We start from the raw sequence: 18,203 nt of genomic DNA, 5'->3' as shown, positions 1-18,203 counted from the left end.
TTTTGCAAATATTTGTATAATACTTACAAAAAAACACCCCTATAAAATAACTATCTCTTAGAAAATTGACACTTTTTCCGAGCTTTATGTTGACCATATTTCTTACGTTCAACAACACGTGAATCTCTAGTTAAGAACTCACCATTACGTAGTATAGAATGCAAATCTTGGCTTACACTACTTAAAGCTCTGCTTATTCCATGAGCTAGAGCACCTGCTTGACCAGATAGCCCTCCACCTTTTACAGTTGCAAATACATCGTATTTATCCAATGTGGAAGTTGCAACAAATGGCATTTTTACTATTTGGCACACTGACTCTCTTTTAAAATAAGAAATTAGATCGCCTTTTTTGTTAACACTAAATTTTCCACTCCCCGGCTTTATCCATACTCTTGCTACAGATTCTTTTCTTCGGCCTGTAGCATATAAACGACCAAGCGAATCAACTGCTGATTTAATTGTCTTTTCTGACCAATCATTGTTATTTATTGTAGAACTCTTCATTTTTACTCCATTACTTTTTATTTTTACGATTCAAAGAGGCAAAATCTATCTTTTCAGGTTGCTGTCCTTGATGCTTATGCTCTGAACCAGAATAAACATACAAATTTTCAAAGCGTCTACGTGCCATAGGCCCATCATCAAGCATCCTTTTCACTGCCATTTCTATTACACGCTCAGGAAATTTGCCATTTAAAATATTATCTGGAGTAGTTTTCTTCAAACCACCAGAATAACCTGTATGCTTATAGTAAATTTTATCTTTAAGCTTCTTTCCGGTGAAATGCACCTTTTCTGCGTTGATAATAATTACATTATCGCCACAATCCATATGAGGTGTATACTCAGGTTTATGCTTTCCACGTAATAGTGTCGCTACAAATGCTGCAAGCCTCCCTACCACTAATCCTTCTGCATCTATGACAAACCACTTTTTATTGATTTGTTTCTCCTTTAAGAAAAAAGTCTTCATTATTTGATCCAACAATAGTAAGCTATGATATACTTAATTTCTCAATAGTGTCAACAATATTAGTTATTGATTATTAAAGTAATTTATGTTAGTAATTGAGCTGCGCAACCAATATGCATAGGAATTAGAATGTTTCGATTGATTATCACACTTGCGATCATTTTTAATACTATAAGTTGCTATGCAACCGATGTGGGAGAAGTGATAAGCAAAGCCATCAAAAATAGCTCAAAAATAAAGTCTCAATTTTACCAATATAAAAGCGCAGAAAAACACTATAAATCTTCTGGGTTAGCTGGATTTTTACCTGACATTAATTTGCAATACAATTTCGATAGTAACTTTAATCTTGATACATCTGAAAAAAAACTTACATTGCGCCAGAAATTAATCGATGGTGGTGGTACCTTTGCCACATTCAGTCGATCAAGCCATCTTCTCAAAGCAGAAAAGATGCGATTTCAGCAATTAAAACAAGAGCTTGCACTTAATGCTGTGAAAGCATATGTTAATGTTTTACAAAAGACAGAAATATTAAAGCTCAGAGAACATAAAGAACGCGTTTCTTTGGAACATTTGTCAGCTATGAAAAAACGCTTTTCCCTTGGAGAGGTAACCAATGCTGAAGTTTTGTTAGCAAAAGCAAAATTTTCGTCTTCTATATCCGAAAGAGTTGATGCTGAAGGTAAATTAAAGTTGGTAAATATTGCTTATTATCATTTGATTGGCGAAGATGCTGATGACCTTTCTGAAGCTAATGATAAACTACCTTCTGTTCCAGAGCTAAATGAATGTTTACAGTTAGCAAAAACCAATAATTTATCTCTAAAAGCAGCAGTTTATCAAAAAAGAGCAGCCGGAATGGAAGTGATTGCTGAAAGCTCCAAGTGGCTTCCTTCTTTAAATCTAAGTGCAAGCAAAAATTTTGGGGAGGATGGTATGAAGGTAGACAAACTATTAGAAAATGTTCATGTAGTTTTTACTCTTGATGTTCCAATCTTTAAGAGAGGAGTTAATGCTTTTGGTGTCAGTAAAGCTAAAATGGATGCAAAAAAATCTACCTACGATTATTATGAAACGGTAAAAAATATAGAACAAGCAGTTGTAAATGCTTGGAATAATGTGTTGACAGCAAAGGCCATTATCAAAGCAAGTCAAGAAGCGGAAAAAGCAGCAGCTCTAGCATTGGAAGGAGTTGAGCAAGAAGTAAACTTAAATTTAAAGAGTACATCTGACCTTTTGGACACTGAAGATGCATTATTTAAAGCACGTTCAGACTTAGTTGAAGCAAAAAGCAATTATGTGATTAGTGTTTACAACTTGCTTTTTATGATAAATAGTATAGACCTCTAAATTTAATGGTATTAGCACTATGCATGATGAACAAGGCAATCAATCTGTAAAAGATATCCTAGAAGATATAAAAAAAGCTATATCGGGTAAAAACGCGAGTAACGATAAAGCAGAAATAAAGGATGAAAATGATGATGTGCTATACCTTGAGGAAGAGTATCCAGAAGAAATAGAAGAAGATGGCAAAAAAGAAAATAATGAAAAAGAGGACATTGATAATGATGACCAAAGTGAGGAAATGGCTTGCAACAATAACCAATTTAATGGCCATAGCTACAATTCAGAAGAAAAAAAAGATATTTATTTGTACGATAATATCCAAATGAGTAATAACAAAGCGAGTAATAGCGGCTTACAAGCGCAAAATAACGATCATCTAATTTTAAAAGAGAATATGGAAGAGATCAAAGCGTTGCTTGGAAAAATGCAAAACGAATTACAGCATAAACAACAAAAAAAAGCGAACCTTACTGTTGAAGAATTAGTTATATCTCTTTTAAAACCTCAGCTCTCAGAATGGCTGAATAAATATCTACATGCACTGGTAAAAGAAGTAGTTGAAAAAGAGCTTAAAGATATAATCAATAATAAGTAGGGTATTAGCAATAAAAACTAGAGTAAAGACGGCTAGAGGCAGAAAACTATCTTCAACAAGGTGGCTACATCGTCATTTGAATGATCAGTATGTGCAAAAAACTAGCAAGGATGGTTATAGGTCACGCTCAGCATATAAGCTGGTAGAAATGGATAACAAATTTAAATTATTCCAAGAAGGGCAAAAAATTATTGATCTTGGTGCTTCTCCTGGTGGATGGTCACAAGTTGCATCTCAGAAAGGTGCAAATGTGGTTGCTCTTGACATAAAACCAATGAACGCAATTAATGGAGTAGAGTTTATACAATGTGATATTATCAATGAGTTTGAAATTTTGAGAGAAAAATTCAAGGATCAAAAATTTGATGTAATTTTATCTGACATGGCGCCCGAATCTTGTGGTTTAAAATCGTTGGATCATATCAGAATTATGCTTTTATGTGAGGCAGCGCTCAATTTTGCAAAGCATTTCTTGAGCCATGGTGGCACGTTTGTAGTAAAAATTTTCCAAGGAGAATCTGATAAAGATTTTTGTAACGAGCTAAAAAAAATGTTTAAAACAGTAAAATACTTTAAACCAAAGTCAAGTAGATCTGAATCTACAGAAATGTATTTGGTAAGTTTAGGCTTTATTGGCAGCAGACTTTCTATATAATATTAATCCAGGTAGCCCACAGAAACGAAAAAACTTGCTTGACAAACCTCGCCAGCCCCCTTATCATGAAACTGAAGCTATTGTATTTGCTTTCGCCAATCTGCAGATTAAAAGGTAAGGATTACTTAATGTATCGGCGTCTTATGTTCAATTTTTTGCAGTATATAGATACTGTATGTCTTTACAAAACTTTATCTACATCTAGATTTTTATCTAAATAAGCTGAACGCGCTTATAAAGCGTTACAAGACATCAAAAAATGCCAATACTCGACAGAGATAGTAAAAGACTAGCTAACTCGGGGATTCTTTGTCTTTTTTTCTGCTTAGTAAATTTCTTAAACATTTGCAGCGTAGGTTAGTTGCAATTAAAAGCAGCTAAATCTTGCTTGTCAAGCGTTTAAAACATAAAAAACGCCAATATTTTAAAGCAGATAATAACCCCAGGGCTTCTTTTGCCTTTTTTTTTATTTGGTAAATTTCTTAATATTTATGGCTAAACGACAACCGTCATCCCGCTACGTGTTAGCGGCTAAGAGATACCGCGGCGGTATGACGGTTTGCGGCGGCATGACCTCGTCATTCCCCTACGTGTTAGCGGGATCTAGAGATACCGCGAATGAATCGCGGTATGACGGTGTAGATGATGGTTAAGTAATTCGTCATCCCGCTACGTGTTAGCGGGATCTATGTTAAGGTATAGTAGGGGATCTATGTTAAGAGATACCGCGAATGAATCGCGGTATGACGGTGTAATGATGGTTAAGTAATTCGTCATCCCGCTGCTTGTTAGCGGGATCTCTTGTTAGCGCCGCGGCGGTATGACGGTTCGTGGCGGCATGAAGATAAGCTCGTCATCCCGCTACGTGTTAGCGGGATCTCTTGTTAGCGGATGAGATACCGCGAATGAATCGCGGTATGACGTGTTGAAACAATCCGATAAGGTAAGCCTCGTCATCCCGCTGCTTGTTAGCGGGATCTCTTGTTAGCGCCGCGGCGGTATGACGGTTCGTGGCGGCATGAAGATAAGCTCGTCATCCCGCTGCTTGTTAGCGGGATCTCTTGTTAGCGCCGCGGCGGTATGACGTAGGACTGCTGTCATTCTGCTACTTGTTAGCGGATGAGATACCGCGAATGAATCGCGATATGACGGTTCGCGGTGGCATGATGTAGGACTGCTGTGACACCATTATAGAATGAACCAGTGTCAGCTACTTGCATAGAAAATGTTTATGACTAATTTTTAGATCAAACATGGAATTTCGACAAACTTAACTTTTTTGTGAGACTGTTCAGCAATAATAAATAAATTGAGAGGAAAGGTTATGGCAATAAAAAAGGAAAAGTTTTTTGAAATAATAAATGAGGTAAGCAAGAGTGAAGGTTTAAATGAGAATAATTTACTTGAAAGAATAGGAAATGAGTTAGAAAAGATAAACTCACAAGAGCATACAACACATAATATGTATAGTGATTTAAAAAAAAGTGGGCGGTTAAAAGATAAGATCTTCAGTATATTAAATTCAGGCAAAACTGTAAATTGTATGTTGTTACATCTTGCTGTGGAATGTAACAGTGTACCAATAGTAAAACTCCTACTAGCAAAGGAAGCAAAAGTTAATGAACCAATATATGAACTTGATGAAGCTAAGTCTAAGCTAACTGCTTTGCACATTGCTGCTTTGCATGGTCATCAAGAGATAGTTCAGCTTTTATTGAATAATGACGCAAATCCTTTACTAAAAGATAGTCAAGGCCGAACTCCAAGGGATATTGTCGGTGATGTAAAAGGTAAAAAGGCTATAATAGAAATGTTAGAGGAAGGAGAACAACGTTATGCTGAGGCAGGAGCTACGAGAAGACAAAATAGACAAGGCACTTTACCGCAGCCTAATAATAAAACTCCAGGAAATTTAGCTGTGAACGGAAATAACGCAACTGCTGCAGTGCAAGCATGTAATGCAAGAGATCAGGAAGAGAACAACGGAACTACACCAAACAACAGAAAAATCTATGTACAAGATGAGGATGAACAGACTTCTTCAAACTCAATCATTAATGAAAACAATATAAACAAAGTAGATGATACATTAGAAAGAGAACTGGCTATAAGAGAAAGAGATGCTGTGGAGCAAAAGTTGCAAGAGGCAGAACAACGATTTGCCAATAATCGGAAGCGCATAGAACAACCCGGTCATAATCAACATTCGGAACAATACGGTGCTACATATAATGGTGAACAGACCTTTTTAGATTCGACTATTGATGAAAGTAATAGTAGCGACAGTGGAATAAATACTTCCACAGAAGACATCGGTAAAGAGTTAGAAAAACACAATACACGAGATGAAAATGGAATGACTCCTTTACACCATGCTGCTGCAAATGGTGATGTAAAGACTGCAAAGTATCTAATAGATGATGGAGCAAATGTTGATGCACAAGATAAAGGTGGACATACCCCTTTACATTATGCGGCTGCATATGGTTGTGTAGAGATTGCAGAATATCTAGTAGTAAATGAAGCAAATGTTAATGCACAAGATAAAGATGGACATACCCCTTTACATTATGCTGCTATACATGGTTATGTAGAGATTGCAGAATATCTAATAGATAATGGAGCAGATGTTGATGCACAAGATAAAGATGGCGTGACCCCTTTACACTATGCTGCTGTGCATGGTTATGTAGAGATTGTAAAGTATCTAATAGATAATGGAGCAAATATTAATGCACAAGATAAAGATGGACATATCCCTTTATACTTTGCTGTTACAAATGACAATAAAGAATTAGCAAAACTTTTGATAAAATATGGAGCAGATCGCTCATTGATAAAGGATGAAGACCTAATAGATAGACTAAACAGTATGTGTGATCAGCCATCTGAGGTTGTACCTAGTACCTTTTCTCATTCCAAAACACACAACGCAACGGAAACTCCAGAAAAAGCAGAAAAGGTTGAAAAACGTAAAGCTAAGTTAAAAGAATTACGTACTCAGCTAAAGGATGAGCAGAAAAAGAATGAATTGCTAAAACAAAAAATACAAGATCTAGAAAGTAAAAATACAACACTTAATAGCGAATTAGAAGAAAACGAAAATAAGCATTCTAAAACAAAAGTGTTGTTAGAAAAAGCGCAAAAGGAACTAGCAGAATCAAAAAGTTGCATAGTTGGACATGAGACTAAGTTGAAACAATTCAATAAAGAGAATGAATCACTAACACAAAAAATAAAAAGTCTGGAGAATGAAAACACACCACTTGAGGGTGAACTGGGCAAAACTAAAACTAAAACAAATGAAGTGTCGCTAGAAAAAGCAGGAAAAAGACAAATGAGTTTCTTAAAAGTTGCTTCTGTGAATCTTGTAACTATGTTAACAGTAGGTGCTACTCTCAGTATTGCTTTCGACTTGTCTGTTCTACCAATAATTGTAGTTTTTGTAACATCTGCTGCATTGCTAGCTAGTTGCGTTACATACGCAATATCAAAACCCATCGCTCCTACCACTGAATTGAAAGAAGTGGATATTCAAGGTTCAGCACAACGGTGTTTGTAAAACTTAGCACCTACATCTGTACGAACATTGCAGTTTGCAGGTGGCAGATGCAAGTAGCTGCACTGGAATCCCAAAAAAGGATGATGTCATTCCAGTCTGGAATCCAGCCTTGCCGTAATCTCATCAAGAACGTTGTGTTTTAACATAAAACGGCTACTTTTATGCTTACCAACTTAATAAAATTCCTGGATCCCAGTGGGCTTTGTTGCATCGCTAGCTATGATGGATTAAAGATAAAAAAGGTGGAGAATATCAGTAGCTTATTATTCTGGTATTTATAACAAGAACGGTCAGTGAATACCTAAATTTGAGTAAAAGAAATTTCACTACCACTCACTAATCCGGCTAAAATTCAAGAATTTCAATGCTTTAGCTATTTTCAATAGAATTAAATTTATTAATATAAATAATAAATTACTATTCTTAAATTTGATCAGATTGATTGCAAAAAAACAAGATTTTCAATAGGTTGCTTATAATCCTAATTATAGTTAGCCTTTCATAAGTAGCGATGCAACAAAGCCATCCCAGTGTCAAGCACTGGGATGACAAGAAGAGAGGGTACTTGGATAAGAGTCATTGCCCTCCTGGTAGGCCCAAATTGCAATGTTCGTACAGTCATGAGTTACACAGTAGTGCGAATTTTTTACTTTGGTAGTTTTTTTATTACAGTTATAATCATAAAAGTAGTTGAGTTTAATTAATATGAAAACTTTTACGAAAAACTCTAAGAGTAATGGAAAAAAGCTAGAGGAGTTTAATAAGGAAATTGAAGATATAACAACTATAGCTCAAGATAAATTTGCACATGAACTTGAAAATATCGCATATGACAGTGTGCAAAAATTTCGCAGTCTGCTTGCTAAAGAGTTAAACTCCACCTTCAATAATATTCATTCTCAAAATGTCAATCTACTAAAATCTAGCCTAGTTGAATATGCTATAAGTTCAAATTTTATCAACAAAAAAGGAGAAACAGCTTTAATACGTTCTCTTCTTAATATATTCATACGATAAAGCACTCAGAGTTGTTGCTGCGCCAATTTAACTTAATGTTGCATGCAAGCTGCATAGCTAAAGTAAGTAAGATTTGCCCCACGCTGTCACGAGGTAAACCTTACTTATTCTAGCTATATCAAAAAGGAGGGTTATTATGTCAATAAGATCTACTTCACCAAGAATATCTGTGCAACGTAAATCTAAGCCTGAATCTTTTCCAGTTACTTTAGAAGAGGTTAAATCTTTTTTACGCATTGAGAACGACCAGGATGATAAGTTGATTTCAGATCTAATTTTTATGGCTACTGATTATGCTGAGTGGCATATGGAAAAGTCACTGGTGAAACAAACATGGCAAGTTTCATATGAAGATTATGTACCTCGTAGGATCTATTTAAGCTATGGCCCTGTGAGTAAGATAGTATTGGCTACTGCAATGATGTCTAAAAATCAAGAGAAGAGAACACTTAAGTATTATTTTAGTGATGTAGGGGGCTACGTTGAGTTTTTCAATTGTTTGAATGCAATAAGAGTTGATGTTGTATACGAAGCTGGTTATGACAATGTTCCTGAGCAGATAAAACTAGGTATTATGCGGCATGTTTCTGCTCTTTACAAAAATCGTGAATCGGAGGTAAGTAGCCATTTGTCTGAAGTGAAGAAGGTATATTCTCCGTTTCGCGAACCAAAGGTTGTTTTGTAGCTCTTTCTGGTCATTCAAACTGGGCTACTACGTCATACCGTTACGGATAGATCCCGCTAACAAGCAGCGGGATGACGAGGTATAAACCTTATCGTCATACCGCCGCGGTATCTCAGCCGCTAACACGTAGCGGAATGACAGCAGTCCTACGTCATACCGTCACGGATAGATCCCGCTAACAAGTAGCGGGATGACGAGTTTCTATATATCTTTCGAGGGTTAATCATGGAAAAAATTCAAGCTATAAACGAGTTGTACAATAGCGTTTATGCAGCACTAAAAGCAAATTCTGATTTAAGGAAATATGTTACTAACATTTATGACTACTTACCTAAACAGGTCACCATTCCTTACCTGAGATTGCGTGTAGTGAATTATAATAACCTGCATATGCTGTCCAATTTTGCTACAAAGGCAAGATTTTCATGCGACATATATACTTATCATATAGACAGTATGTTTGCCATTATAAGGCATATTAACTTGATACTTAAGAGTATTAAATATTCTGATAATGAAACTATTTTGGAAAGTAATTGTGCTATGAGTCAGCACGATGAAATTTTACATTCAACAATTAATTTTGATATTTTAATAAAAGGAGGTGATAATGAGCAAATTACAGCTAAAAATTAAAGATCATGACAATAATTTTATTGTGTTAAATAATATAAGAAACCTAAGGTTTACTTTGCGTAATAACAGAGAAGAGGTGAAAGATATTTCTTCTTTTGGCTGGAGAAAAGTATTGGACTCTGCTGGAAGCAGACATATTACGATAAAAATTAATGGAATTTTAGACTCTGTATTAGCTGATGAATTATTACGTAATTCTGCTATGCTAAACTCTAATAATGATTATGAAATTAGTTTTAATGCTAAGGAAAAGATAAGGCTTAGGTGTTCAGTTGAATTGTATGAGAGGTATTATGATCCTGTTACTTTTGACAGCTTTACTGTAGTTTTAACTAGTGCTGAAGTTGTAAACGCTTTTCATTAATGTTAATTTAATCTTTTTATATACAATAGTAACTGGTGAGAATTTTAACTAAATTAAAAAAAATCATGAACGACAAAGACCTTTTCGAGGAAGACGGTGATGATATTGAAGAAAATAACGATGATAAAAGAGAGAAAAGTTTAGAAAATGAAAATCAGCAAAATCAAGAAGAACAACACAAAGAGGAAGATAAGCAATACATAATACAGTATATTCAAGACTATTTGAAAGTTTTTGAGGATATTCTAAATCAGATCGACGAAGGAATTGATAATTCGGATAGTTACGAAAGGACTATGCAAATAAAGCGAAGCATAGACAGGCTCATAGAGACTTTATATAGTCAGGCTGCGTCTGAAGATATTGATGCAGAATTTGAAACTACCAAACACACTCGCGATAAATCAGAATCTATGAAAAGAGTTAGAGAGAAGAGAAGAAAGCAAGTGATAGAAGAAGTATTAAGTAGCATGTTTGCCCAGCAACAAAAGGAGCTAATGAACGCTAAACACTTAAGTCATGGACATGAAACAGCAAAAGATGGGGATGTCCACGAAGCAAAGGAAAAAGTGAAGTCTTCAATCAGGGGAGTGTTGTTTTCGGTGATTGCTCATAGGATGGATCCAAGAAGGAGGGCAGGGGAAACTGCTGACGGTAACGAAAAGCAAGCTCATATATATGGCAGGGAAGCAGTTGGTGGAGCTTTAGGTGCATTGTTAAAAACGTTTTTAACAGCAGTTATTGCCGTTGTGCGTGAAATTGCTAAGCCACTTCAGAAACCGGAAACATCTTTTGCAAAACAAGTTGAAGAAAGCAGAAACGCAGATTCACAAAAGGGTCGATCTGTGTAGATTTCTCCTTGTAATAATCTTTCGATTCTACTGTCTGTTAATTCAAATTAGGGTTATAAAATTTTAGAAGCCAGCTCTTATATAACCAATTTATAGCAAGAAATTACGATACAAAAATCAGCGTCCGTTAGAAAATAAACATAACACAGGGTGATAGAGTTGCCCCTATCCATAAGCGTCAGTTAAGCTCAAAATTGTAAGCTTAAAATATGGTTGAATAATTATTAATAATAGTATATAATTATTAACGTTTTTCAGGCATTTTTGTTATGGGTGCGCCAAGTAAGCGTTTAGAATACAGTTGGTGAAAATCCAACTTAGGCAAAGTCTAGCCAACCATACGCGTCAAGTTAAGAGATTGTGAGCAAATTTAGAGAGGTTAAAGTGGATACTCTAGCCCTTCTACGTTTGTCTTTTAATGAAAATCGCGACCAAGTTATAGTGAGTTTTTTAAGAAATGCTTTTAAACTATTAATTTTGGTTAATACTAAAAATAACTCTCTAACCCGCCTTTTTAGCTCAATAAATGCCTTTGTTAAGCTAAGTTCTGTATTCTTTTTCACTTCTGTGCAACCAACTATGCCGTGAAATATAAGAATTGCGCACAATTTAGCATATAGTTCACATAATACTCTGCATGGCTTTCCTTTTAGCTTATCAAGCCTGATATGGCTTTTATACAATTTAAATAATAACTCAATTTGCCACCTTACTCTGTAAATCGTTAATACTTGCTCAGCACTAATTTTATTTTCTGGAACATTAGTTATAAATATTGACCAGTTCAACAATTTTTGATTTCTTTTAGAGGATGTATATCCCTGCGATCTTGCTAATCTATTAGCTTTCCTTCTTCTGGCCATAGACTGTTCTTCAGTTAGTTTCTGACATATAATTCTTACTCTAATTTTTGCTTCTTTTCCTAACAATACCTCGTTTTCTAAAAATAACTTATCCTCTAAACATTCTAATAACTCCATTTTTTGATTTGTTTCTACATCATATATGTTGGTATCGGATTTATAACGACTTATGAAATAAGCTCCTATTTCATTGATTTGTTTAAAAGAACTTGGCACAAAATAACCGAGATCAGATATTAGCAAATCATTGCTTAATATATTACTTAAATGTTTCCTATATCCCTGGTCTGATCTTACCCCCTCCGTTAAATTAAGTTGGTCTATTATCTGATTCATGTAGTCGAAAACTAATTGTAACTTTATTCCAGACTTAGTATTGCTTTCATAGCCACTGTAGCTAGTACCATAACCTTTATACATCTCTTCCATACTGTTAGGTAGAGTAATATAGCTACTGTCCAATAATTTAACACTATTAAATTGCTGTAAGATTTTGCAATCAACTTGCAAGATATTTTTAAAGAGAATCACAGATTCATTATACATCCTTTTCATAAATTCCACTGCTTCTTCAGTAAATCTAAAATCCAAACCTTGTTTTGTTATATCTATCGAGTCCTCGTTTAGTAATTGACACATTGTTTCTACGCTACAATTATCAACTCCTATATTACCCAAGACCATGGCTTTTACGAATGATGAACCTTTTAGCTTTCTCTTTCTTTTTATAAACCTTGTTGTAATTGAGATTTTCTCTGCTTTTTCATTAAAAAATTCTTTGAGCTTTTTTGATAAGCAAGTTATTTTATTCATTGGTTCTCTCACTAAAAGTATATCTGGGAGAACTTATACCTTATTATTCTATCTCTTTCATACCTTTATTTCCTTAACTTGACGCGTATGGTCTAGCCAACAGCCTAGAACAGACCATTATGCTGCGTGAGGTAACGAGCGTAGTAAAGCTAATGGAATGGACAATATAGGGTGCAATGAAAATTGACCTTACCCAGAAAAAGTGGAGAGAAAGTGTGGAATGTTTTTTACAAAAAGAATGATGCATCAAATTGTTCTGGAATGCAATAGTTAATAGTGACGTTGTTTGTTATAAAAAATTTCTATATATTCAAATATAGCAGTTTTGATATGCTGTTTAGAGTGCCGAGAGGTGTCTATTGGTAACTCCCTTTTTAGAGAACTGAAGAAGCTTTCCACAACAGAATTGTCGTAACAACAACCTTTATGATTCATCTATGTTTTTTATGGATAAGAGATATTGATAACCTTGCAAAGTATATTGTGAACCTTGATCACTATGTAATAGTAGATTTTTAACAGGTTTACGCCTATTAATGGCCATTAATAAAGAGTTCATAACCAATTGTTTATTTATTGCACTACTCATTAACTACCATACGTGAGAATTATTGCTGCCAAATATAGCCATCCCTCCTTGGTTTTGATGTAAGTAATCCCATACTTTATTTGGTTGATCAACAATAAAGTTTTGATCTAGTATATTGGGAGCTACAGCTCTATTATCTGTTTGTTGTTTTTTAATTTTAAACTTTCTTTTCAGTATAGCCCTGATGTCATTTTTCTGCATAATACTTTGCACCGTTTTCAAATTGCAACTTTTACCCAAAGCCTTCAATTCAGCATGAATTTTAGGAGCTCCATATCTACATTTAGAAACTTGATATATTTTTTGAATAGCTTCGAGTAGCTCTTTATTTGCTGATTCTCTACTGCTTATTTTTCTTGTAGTCCACTTATAGTAGCCACTAGCAGAAAATCCTACATAATTCCTGTACTTTATAGCAGTTACTATATAAAAAAATATTTTACTCTTTTTGACTGGCCAGGGCTTTTTTTTAAATGTCTCTTTCCCTTGTTACTCTTGCTTTGTAAATCAAACCTCTCTTTGTCATAAGGTGCTACATCTGGAAATGCATTTGCCGCTGACTTTTTTTCGTTATATTTCTTCATCCATTTTCCTAATACACTATCCCTTATTCCTAGATCTCTTGCTACTTTTGCAACTGGTTGACCTACCTTTCTTTGTTCATTTGCCAGTTTAACAGCTTCCAATTTGAATTCTGCTGTATATTCTCTTACCATTTCTAATCCTCCAAAATTTTATTTTACCCAAAAAAACTCTTTTCTTTCTCTCCACTTTTTCTGGGTAAGGTCAGTCTTTAGGCACCCAAACAAAGGGAAATGCTGGATAAAAAGAAAATACTTTAAAAAGTATAATAACGATAACTGGAGTTTTATGACAAGTAACAAGATACATCTTATTATACACAGCGATCATGTTATTAAACAAAGTGCAAAAAACCAGATCTCCATATGATGGTGATTGGGTTTATTGGGGTAAACGTCTGAGAAAAATACCAGATAAGCCATTAAGAGTAATAAAACTATTGAAGTTACAACAAAGTAAATGTGATAATTGTAGACTATGGTTTAAAAGTGATGATATAATAGAAATACATCATAAAGACCGGAATAGACGAAACAATATGATCAAAAACTTATCTTTGTTACATGGACATTGTCACGATGAATTACACAGGAGGTGTGCATGAAAAGCACCAAATTGGAGAGAAGCCGTATGAGGCGCAAAGTCTCACGTACGGTTTTGAAGTCGAGTGAGGAGGGGCGACCTTCTTCACTTAGACAACAGTATGCAGATGAAACTACAGATGAAGACCTAAGGAATATAGCAGAAAAAGCACCAATAATAAAGTTAGCCTACGATGCATTAGACAGGTTTAGCTGGAATGAAAAAGATTTAGTAGCATATGAAGAAAGAATAATGGATCTGCGGAAAGAAGAAGGCATCCTCGCTAAAAAACTTGATGAGGGAAAGATTGAAGGAAAGATTGAAGTAGCAAAAAACCTACTTAAGGCTGACATCTCTATTGATATTATCTCTCAGACAACCGGCCTTCCTCAAGCTGAGATTAAACGACTTCAGGAAGAAATCACCTAAAAGGCTAATGATCAACGAAAAAATTGTAAGAGAGAACTTAAAAAAAGTCATAGAGCAAAAAAGCGGTAAAGATGTGATCGCTCTTGGCATAATATCCTCAATTATTATTAAAGGTCAAGATGTTGGTTTTGTGCTTGAAGTTGCCGGTAACACGCAAGCAAATGAAGAATTAAGAAGAAATTGTGAGCAAGCTGTTAAAGCTATACCGGGGGTGACAAAAGTGACCGTGGTTGCTACTTGTCAAAAACAAACTGGGCAACAAAAAGCTAAATTACATATCGAAGGAGTGAAAAATATAATCGTTGTGGCCTCTGGTAAAGGCGGTGTGGGCAAGTCCACAGTTGCGCTAAATCTTGCTCTCTCATTAGCAAAGTTAAAACACAAAGTTGCGCTGGTTGATGCAGATATATATGGTCCTTCAATTCCTAAAATGCTTGGCGCTGAAAAATTAAAGCCAGAAATACAGGATAGTAAAGCAATGCCTATAGAAAAGTATGGACTGCATACTATTTCAATTGGCTATTTTATCGATAAAGATCGTGCAGCAATATGGCGCGGACCTATGATTACAAAAGCACTTTATAGTCTGCTAATGGGAACAAAATGGTCCGATATAGAGTATTTGATAATTGATACACCACCTGGAACTGGCGATGTGCATTTAAGTCTTATGGAAAATTTTAACTTAACTGGGGCGATAATAGTTTCAACTCCACAGGAGCTCTCTTTAATCGATGCTCGCAAAATTTATGATATGTTTACAAAGCTCAGCGTACCGGTTATTGGCATTGTAGAAAATATGAGTTATTTCATTCAAAGCGGCTCAAAAATATACATATTTGGAAAAGACGGTGCAAAAAAAATGTCTGAGGAGCTGGGCATCAAACTTCTAGGCAGAGTTCCTCTAGATCCACAAATATGCCATGCTTCTGATTGCGGAAATCTTTTAATGTTAAGTGAGGATTTGGCAGAGATTTATGAAGACATTGCTCAAAGTATAGTTAAACAATAGAATAAGCGTGAGAAACATGCGAATCAAAGTCCTCTTTTGTTAGTTACAAAATAGACTGCTTGCATAACCATTATTTACATGAAAAATTAGCAGCTTTTGTCATTCCAGCGCGTGACGCTGGAATCCAGAAAAAAAGAAGAATGGATCCCAGTGGGCTTTGTTGCATCGCTCTTCGGATAGTAGGTAACGCACAATAAATTTATGAAGCTATCTCAAATTTAGCCATACCAATATCAGTGAACTTATTGAGCAAATAGCATTTAACAAGTAGTTCCTTCTCTCTATTTGTCTCAGATTTATTCCTAAAACTAAACCCGAATGTTTGTTTCAGTCGCGAGAAAAAACTTTCTATATAAGATCTTTTTCCATAACTCATCTCTTTTTTCCACTTCTTTATACCATCTTCATCATATGACTTTATGAGCTTGACTGCAGAATTTCTCTCAGCCATATAGTCTAACTTTGGATGCTCTGCTGCGTTGTTTTTCGGAGGAATTTTCGTTTTTATACCATATTGATTACACAGCTTATAGAGCTTTTCTCTGTCATATGCCCTATCTGCATATAGTACTTTTATGACATACTGAAAATCGACTTCTTTTAGCAAATCACAAGCTCCATAGTGATCAGCCGTTACTGTATTTTACAGCTATGGCTTTTTTGCTGTTTGTATTCAACATTACATGCAATTTTCTTGTCTGTTCATAGCTGCGATACTTTCTATCTTCGCTATTTTCTTTGCTATGACCAGGAGTGTTGTTGTATATACTAATTCCTGTACTGTCTATAGCAATTTCGATATCTTCCATATTATTTTCTGCAATCATTGATCTTAATATTGAGTTTCTTAAACCTTCTTGATGATTGTGAATAGCTGATAACTTGCAAATTTTTCCCAATTTGCTCAAGGTATCCTGCTATAAACCCAACTGTTTGCCTCAGGCCTATTCTAAATAAACAAGTTATTATGTGCACCAAAATTACAACTTTATCGCTATAAATATTGTTGCCACCTGGTATTTTTGGACCATTCTCGTACCACTTTTCTATGGCTTCGTTGATATAATGAAAAATATTTCCTCTTTTTTCTAGAAATTTGTTATATTCGCTATGGTTACTGACCCTCATTTTTTGTGGCATATTTTTTCTTTCAAGGTTAAATGGCTATTTTATAATGAATTTTGTCAGTAGCCACCAGATTTTTTCAGTTGCTATGCAACAAAGCCATCCCAGTGTCAAGCACTGGGATGACACCTTTATGTTTGAGGCAAAACCGGCCATAGCATTTAACACACTGCCTTCGCAAAATGTTCGTACAGTTGTTCGTTACGTGCTGGAATGACAAGGTGGAGTGTCTTTAGATGTCATCCAAGTAGCTGACACTGGGATCTAAAAAATTTAATTTATATATAAAGTTTGTTTAAACTATTTTCAAAACAGATAAAATATAATTTTACAATTAGCGTAAATAAAATGAATTATGATGTAATCATTTCAGGTGGTGGGTTACTTGGTCTTATTACTGCCATTGGCCTCAGTTGTGACTCTGTGTCTGTAGCTGTGATTGAAAAAAATAGTCTACCACGTGTAGTAGATGATAATCGAGCATTTGCTATTTCTCAAGGCTCGAAAAAAATATTGGAAAAGTTAGGGATTTGGCAGTTTGTGGAAAGTGAAGCTGAGCCAATACTTGATATATGCATATTAGATGCGGTTACTGTGCATTACAATCATAAAATGGTTAGCGAAGAGCCAATGGGTTATGTTATCAACAATGCTACTATATGGAATGCAATCAACAATAATTTTCTAAATAAACTGAATATATACTCTCCACATTCCTATAAAACAATTGCTTGTGATTCAGGATATGTGGAAGTGATTCTTGATAATAACCAGGAATTAATATCATCGCTACTTATCTGCGCTGAAGGCAAAAACTCTAAATTACCAGAGTTATTTTCTATACCGACAGTGAAATTTGACTATAAACAAAGTAGCATAGTATTTAATGTAAAGCATGAACTGCATCACCAAAACTTAGCTGTGGAGCGTTTTTTCCCTGGCGGTCCATTTGCAATTCTACCGATGAAGGGTGGCTATACTTCTTCGATAGTTTGGACAGAAAAATCTGAAATTTCAAAAATGCTAATGGATCTGTCTGAAGAAGAATTTATTATAGAGCTTAAAAAAAGATTTGGTTCTTATTTAGGAGAGATAAAATTAGAGGGTGAAAGAAAACTTTATCCTTTAAGTTTTGCTTTCGCAAAAAAGTTATATAAGGGTAGAGTTTTGCTTATCGGCGATGCAGCACATTCAATTCATCCAGTTGCAGGTCAAGGGCTTAATCTTGGAATTAGAGATGTAGAAAGTGTTATAAAGCACGTAGTTGCTGCAAAAGCGGCTGGTACTGATGTTGGCAGTAGTTATTTATTAAAGAAAATTTCACGTAACAGATACTTTGATAATTTTACAATGGCGCTTGCAACTGATGGATTAAATAGGATGTTTTCCAACAGAATATTCTGCGCTAAAGCACTAAGAAATCTTGGCTTGATTGCAGTTGAAAATTCAAATTTCCTCAAAAAACGCTTCATTCGGCATGCTATGGGATTTATATAAATCACTATTTTATAGTTA

At 35.0% G+C, this 18,203-nt stretch carries 24 protein-coding genes; 12 read left to right on the top strand and 12 right to left on the bottom strand.

All coding sequences use genetic code 11. The annotated features are described in order from the left end of the window. Nucleotides 1-50: 50 nt before the first annotated feature. Together rpsI and rplM are read right to left on the bottom strand one after the other, a co-directional pair. Nucleotides 51-506 carry a 30S ribosomal protein S9 gene (gene rpsI / locus AAGD66_RS04780; protein WP_006279875.1) on the bottom strand — a complete coding sequence of 152 codons (456 nt, stop codon included), beginning with the start codon at nt 504-506 and terminating at the stop codon, nt 51-53. Nucleotides 507-516: 10 nt separating this feature from the next. Then, on the bottom strand, nt 517-975 hold the full coding sequence (rplM, locus tag AAGD66_RS04775) for a 50S ribosomal protein L13 (protein ID WP_010082596.1): 459 nt from the start codon (nt 973-975) through the stop codon (nt 517-519). 129 nt (nt 976-1,104) lie between these two features. Between rplM and AAGD66_RS04770 the strand changes: the two genes are divergently transcribed. From AAGD66_RS04770 to AAGD66_RS04755, 4 genes are all read left to right on the top strand, one after another. Then, on the top strand, nt 1,105-2,328 hold the full coding sequence (locus AAGD66_RS04770) for a TolC family protein (RefSeq protein ID WP_006279873.1): 1,224 nt from the start codon (nt 1,105-1,107) through the stop codon (nt 2,326-2,328). Between the two features lie 19 nt (nt 2,329-2,347). Continuing rightward, nucleotides 2,348-2,923, top strand: coding sequence for a PopZ family protein (locus tag AAGD66_RS04765; protein ID WP_174516014.1), 576 nt, complete (start codon nt 2,348-2,350; stop codon nt 2,921-2,923). Nucleotides 2,924-2,999: 76 nt separating this feature from the next. After that, a complete protein-coding gene (locus AAGD66_RS04760; protein ID WP_015588787.1) occupies nt 3,000-3,578 on the top strand; it encodes an RlmE family RNA methyltransferase in 579 nt (192 codons plus the stop codon). 1,324 nt (nt 3,579-4,902) lie between these two features. After that, nucleotides 4,903-7,140, top strand: coding sequence for an ankyrin repeat domain-containing protein (locus AAGD66_RS04755; protein WP_341814431.1), 2,238 nt, complete (start codon nt 4,903-4,905; stop codon nt 7,138-7,140). A gap of 499 nt (nt 7,141-7,639) precedes the next feature. Here AAGD66_RS04755 and AAGD66_RS04750 read toward each other — a convergent pair whose 3' ends face one another. Continuing rightward, complete coding sequence (locus AAGD66_RS04750; RefSeq protein WP_285534465.1) at nt 7,640-7,762, bottom strand: hypothetical protein; 123 nt, start codon at nt 7,760-7,762, stop codon at nt 7,640-7,642. A gap of 83 nt (nt 7,763-7,845) precedes the next feature. On the opposite strand from AAGD66_RS04750, the gene AAGD66_RS04745 reads away from it, so the two are divergent. The 5 genes from AAGD66_RS04745 to AAGD66_RS04725 all read left to right on the top strand — a co-directional run bounded on the left by AAGD66_RS04745 (nt 7,846) and on the right by AAGD66_RS04725 (nt 10,693). Continuing rightward, entirely contained in the window at nt 7,846-8,157 is a 312-nt protein-coding gene (locus AAGD66_RS04745; protein ID WP_151807564.1) for a hypothetical protein, read from the top strand. 136 nt (nt 8,158-8,293) lie between these two features. Next, nucleotides 8,294-8,842: a head-tail connector protein gene (locus tag AAGD66_RS04740; RefSeq protein WP_264339285.1), complete on the top strand. Its 549-nt coding sequence runs from the start codon at nt 8,294-8,296 to the stop codon at nt 8,840-8,842. Nucleotides 8,843-9,067: 225 nt separating this feature from the next. Further along, a complete protein-coding gene (locus AAGD66_RS04735) occupies nt 9,068-9,478 on the top strand; it encodes a DUF3168 domain-containing protein (RefSeq protein WP_264723747.1) in 411 nt (136 codons plus the stop codon). Further along, nucleotides 9,453-9,842 (top strand): phage tail protein, encoded by a 390-nt coding sequence (locus AAGD66_RS04730; RefSeq protein ID WP_264723746.1) that lies wholly within the window; start codon nt 9,453-9,455, stop codon nt 9,840-9,842. The genes AAGD66_RS04735 and AAGD66_RS04730 overlap by 26 nt, the downstream gene beginning before the upstream one ends. A 65-nt stretch (nt 9,843-9,907) precedes the next feature. After that, nucleotides 9,908-10,693 (top strand): hypothetical protein, encoded by a 786-nt coding sequence (locus tag AAGD66_RS04725; RefSeq protein WP_182364772.1) that lies wholly within the window; start codon nt 9,908-9,910, stop codon nt 10,691-10,693. Between the two features lie 350 nt (nt 10,694-11,043). On the opposite strand, the gene AAGD66_RS04720 is transcribed toward AAGD66_RS04725, so the two are convergent. The 5 genes from AAGD66_RS04720 to AAGD66_RS04700 all read right to left on the bottom strand — a co-directional run bounded on the left by AAGD66_RS04720 (nt 11,044) and on the right by AAGD66_RS04700 (nt 13,674). Continuing rightward, nucleotides 11,044-12,369, bottom strand: a complete 1,326-nt coding sequence (locus AAGD66_RS04720; RefSeq protein WP_264339118.1) for an IS4 family transposase — start codon at nt 12,367-12,369, stop codon at nt 11,044-11,046. A gap of 270 nt (nt 12,370-12,639) precedes the next feature. Beyond that, nucleotides 12,640-12,804 (bottom strand): IS3 family transposase, encoded by a 165-nt coding sequence (locus tag AAGD66_RS04715; RefSeq protein WP_151807939.1) that lies wholly within the window; start codon nt 12,802-12,804, stop codon nt 12,640-12,642. Then, on the bottom strand, nt 12,794-12,958 hold the full coding sequence (locus AAGD66_RS04710; RefSeq protein ID WP_153296803.1) for a hypothetical protein: 165 nt from the start codon (nt 12,956-12,958) through the stop codon (nt 12,794-12,796). Before AAGD66_RS04710 ends, AAGD66_RS04715 begins: the two co-directional genes overlap by 11 nt. Before the next feature lie 3 nt (nt 12,959-12,961). Next, on the bottom strand, nt 12,962-13,258 hold the full coding sequence (locus tag AAGD66_RS04705; RefSeq protein WP_231115910.1) for an IS3 family transposase: 297 nt from the start codon (nt 13,256-13,258) through the stop codon (nt 12,962-12,964). A 122-nt stretch (nt 13,259-13,380) separates the two neighbouring features. Then, nucleotides 13,381-13,674, bottom strand: coding sequence for a transposase (locus tag AAGD66_RS04700; RefSeq protein WP_007548709.1), 294 nt, complete (start codon nt 13,672-13,674; stop codon nt 13,381-13,383). Nucleotides 13,675-14,140: 466 nt separating this feature from the next. On the opposite strand from AAGD66_RS04700, the gene AAGD66_RS04695 reads away from it, so the two are divergent. Both AAGD66_RS04695 and AAGD66_RS04690 read left to right on the top strand, forming a co-directional pair. Then, on the top strand, nt 14,141-14,551 hold the full coding sequence (locus AAGD66_RS04695; protein ID WP_264723743.1) for a hypothetical protein: 411 nt from the start codon (nt 14,141-14,143) through the stop codon (nt 14,549-14,551). A gap of 7 nt (nt 14,552-14,558) precedes the next feature. Further along, nucleotides 14,559-15,563: an Mrp/NBP35 family ATP-binding protein gene (locus AAGD66_RS04690; protein ID WP_341814430.1), complete on the top strand. Its 1,005-nt coding sequence runs from the start codon at nt 14,559-14,561 to the stop codon at nt 15,561-15,563. 199 nt (nt 15,564-15,762) lie between these two features. Here AAGD66_RS04690 and AAGD66_RS04685 read toward each other — a convergent pair whose 3' ends face one another. The 4 genes from AAGD66_RS04685 to AAGD66_RS04670 are packed head-to-tail and all read right to left on the bottom strand — an operon-like array spanning nt 15,763 to nt 16,856. Continuing rightward, nucleotides 15,763-16,170, bottom strand: a complete 408-nt coding sequence (locus AAGD66_RS04685) for a transposase (protein ID WP_007548764.1) — start codon at nt 16,168-16,170, stop codon at nt 15,763-15,765. Nucleotides 16,171-16,189: 19 nt separating this feature from the next. After that, complete coding sequence (locus AAGD66_RS04680) at nt 16,190-16,372, bottom strand: transposase (protein ID WP_167347183.1); 183 nt, start codon at nt 16,370-16,372, stop codon at nt 16,190-16,192. A gap of 1 nt (nt 16,373) precedes the next feature. Next, entirely contained in the window at nt 16,374-16,703 is a 330-nt protein-coding gene (locus AAGD66_RS04675) for a transposase (RefSeq protein ID WP_007548762.1), read from the bottom strand. 24 nt (nt 16,704-16,727) lie between these two features. Beyond that, the gene (locus AAGD66_RS04670) at nt 16,728-16,856 is read right to left on the bottom strand and encodes a hypothetical protein (protein WP_256437790.1); all 129 of its coding nucleotides are present in this window, start codon (nt 16,854-16,856) and stop codon (nt 16,728-16,730) included. A 180-nt stretch (nt 16,857-17,036) separates the two neighbouring features. Between AAGD66_RS04670 and ubiH the strand changes: the two genes are divergently transcribed. Further along, a complete protein-coding gene (ubiH, locus tag AAGD66_RS04665; protein ID WP_213863120.1) occupies nt 17,037-18,185 on the top strand; it encodes a 2-octaprenyl-6-methoxyphenyl hydroxylase in 1,149 nt (382 codons plus the stop codon). The last annotated feature ends 18 nt before the right edge of the window (nt 18,186-18,203 follow it).

Origin of the sequence: Wolbachia endosymbiont (group A) of Dendrolimus pini, assembly GCF_964026835.1 — a bacterium.
GTDB classification, from domain to species: Bacteria; Pseudomonadota; Alphaproteobacteria; order Rickettsiales; family Anaplasmataceae; genus Wolbachia; species Wolbachia pipientis.
Note: the sequence above shows the minus strand (reverse complement) of the source record. Positions and strands in the feature narration are given on the sequence as shown.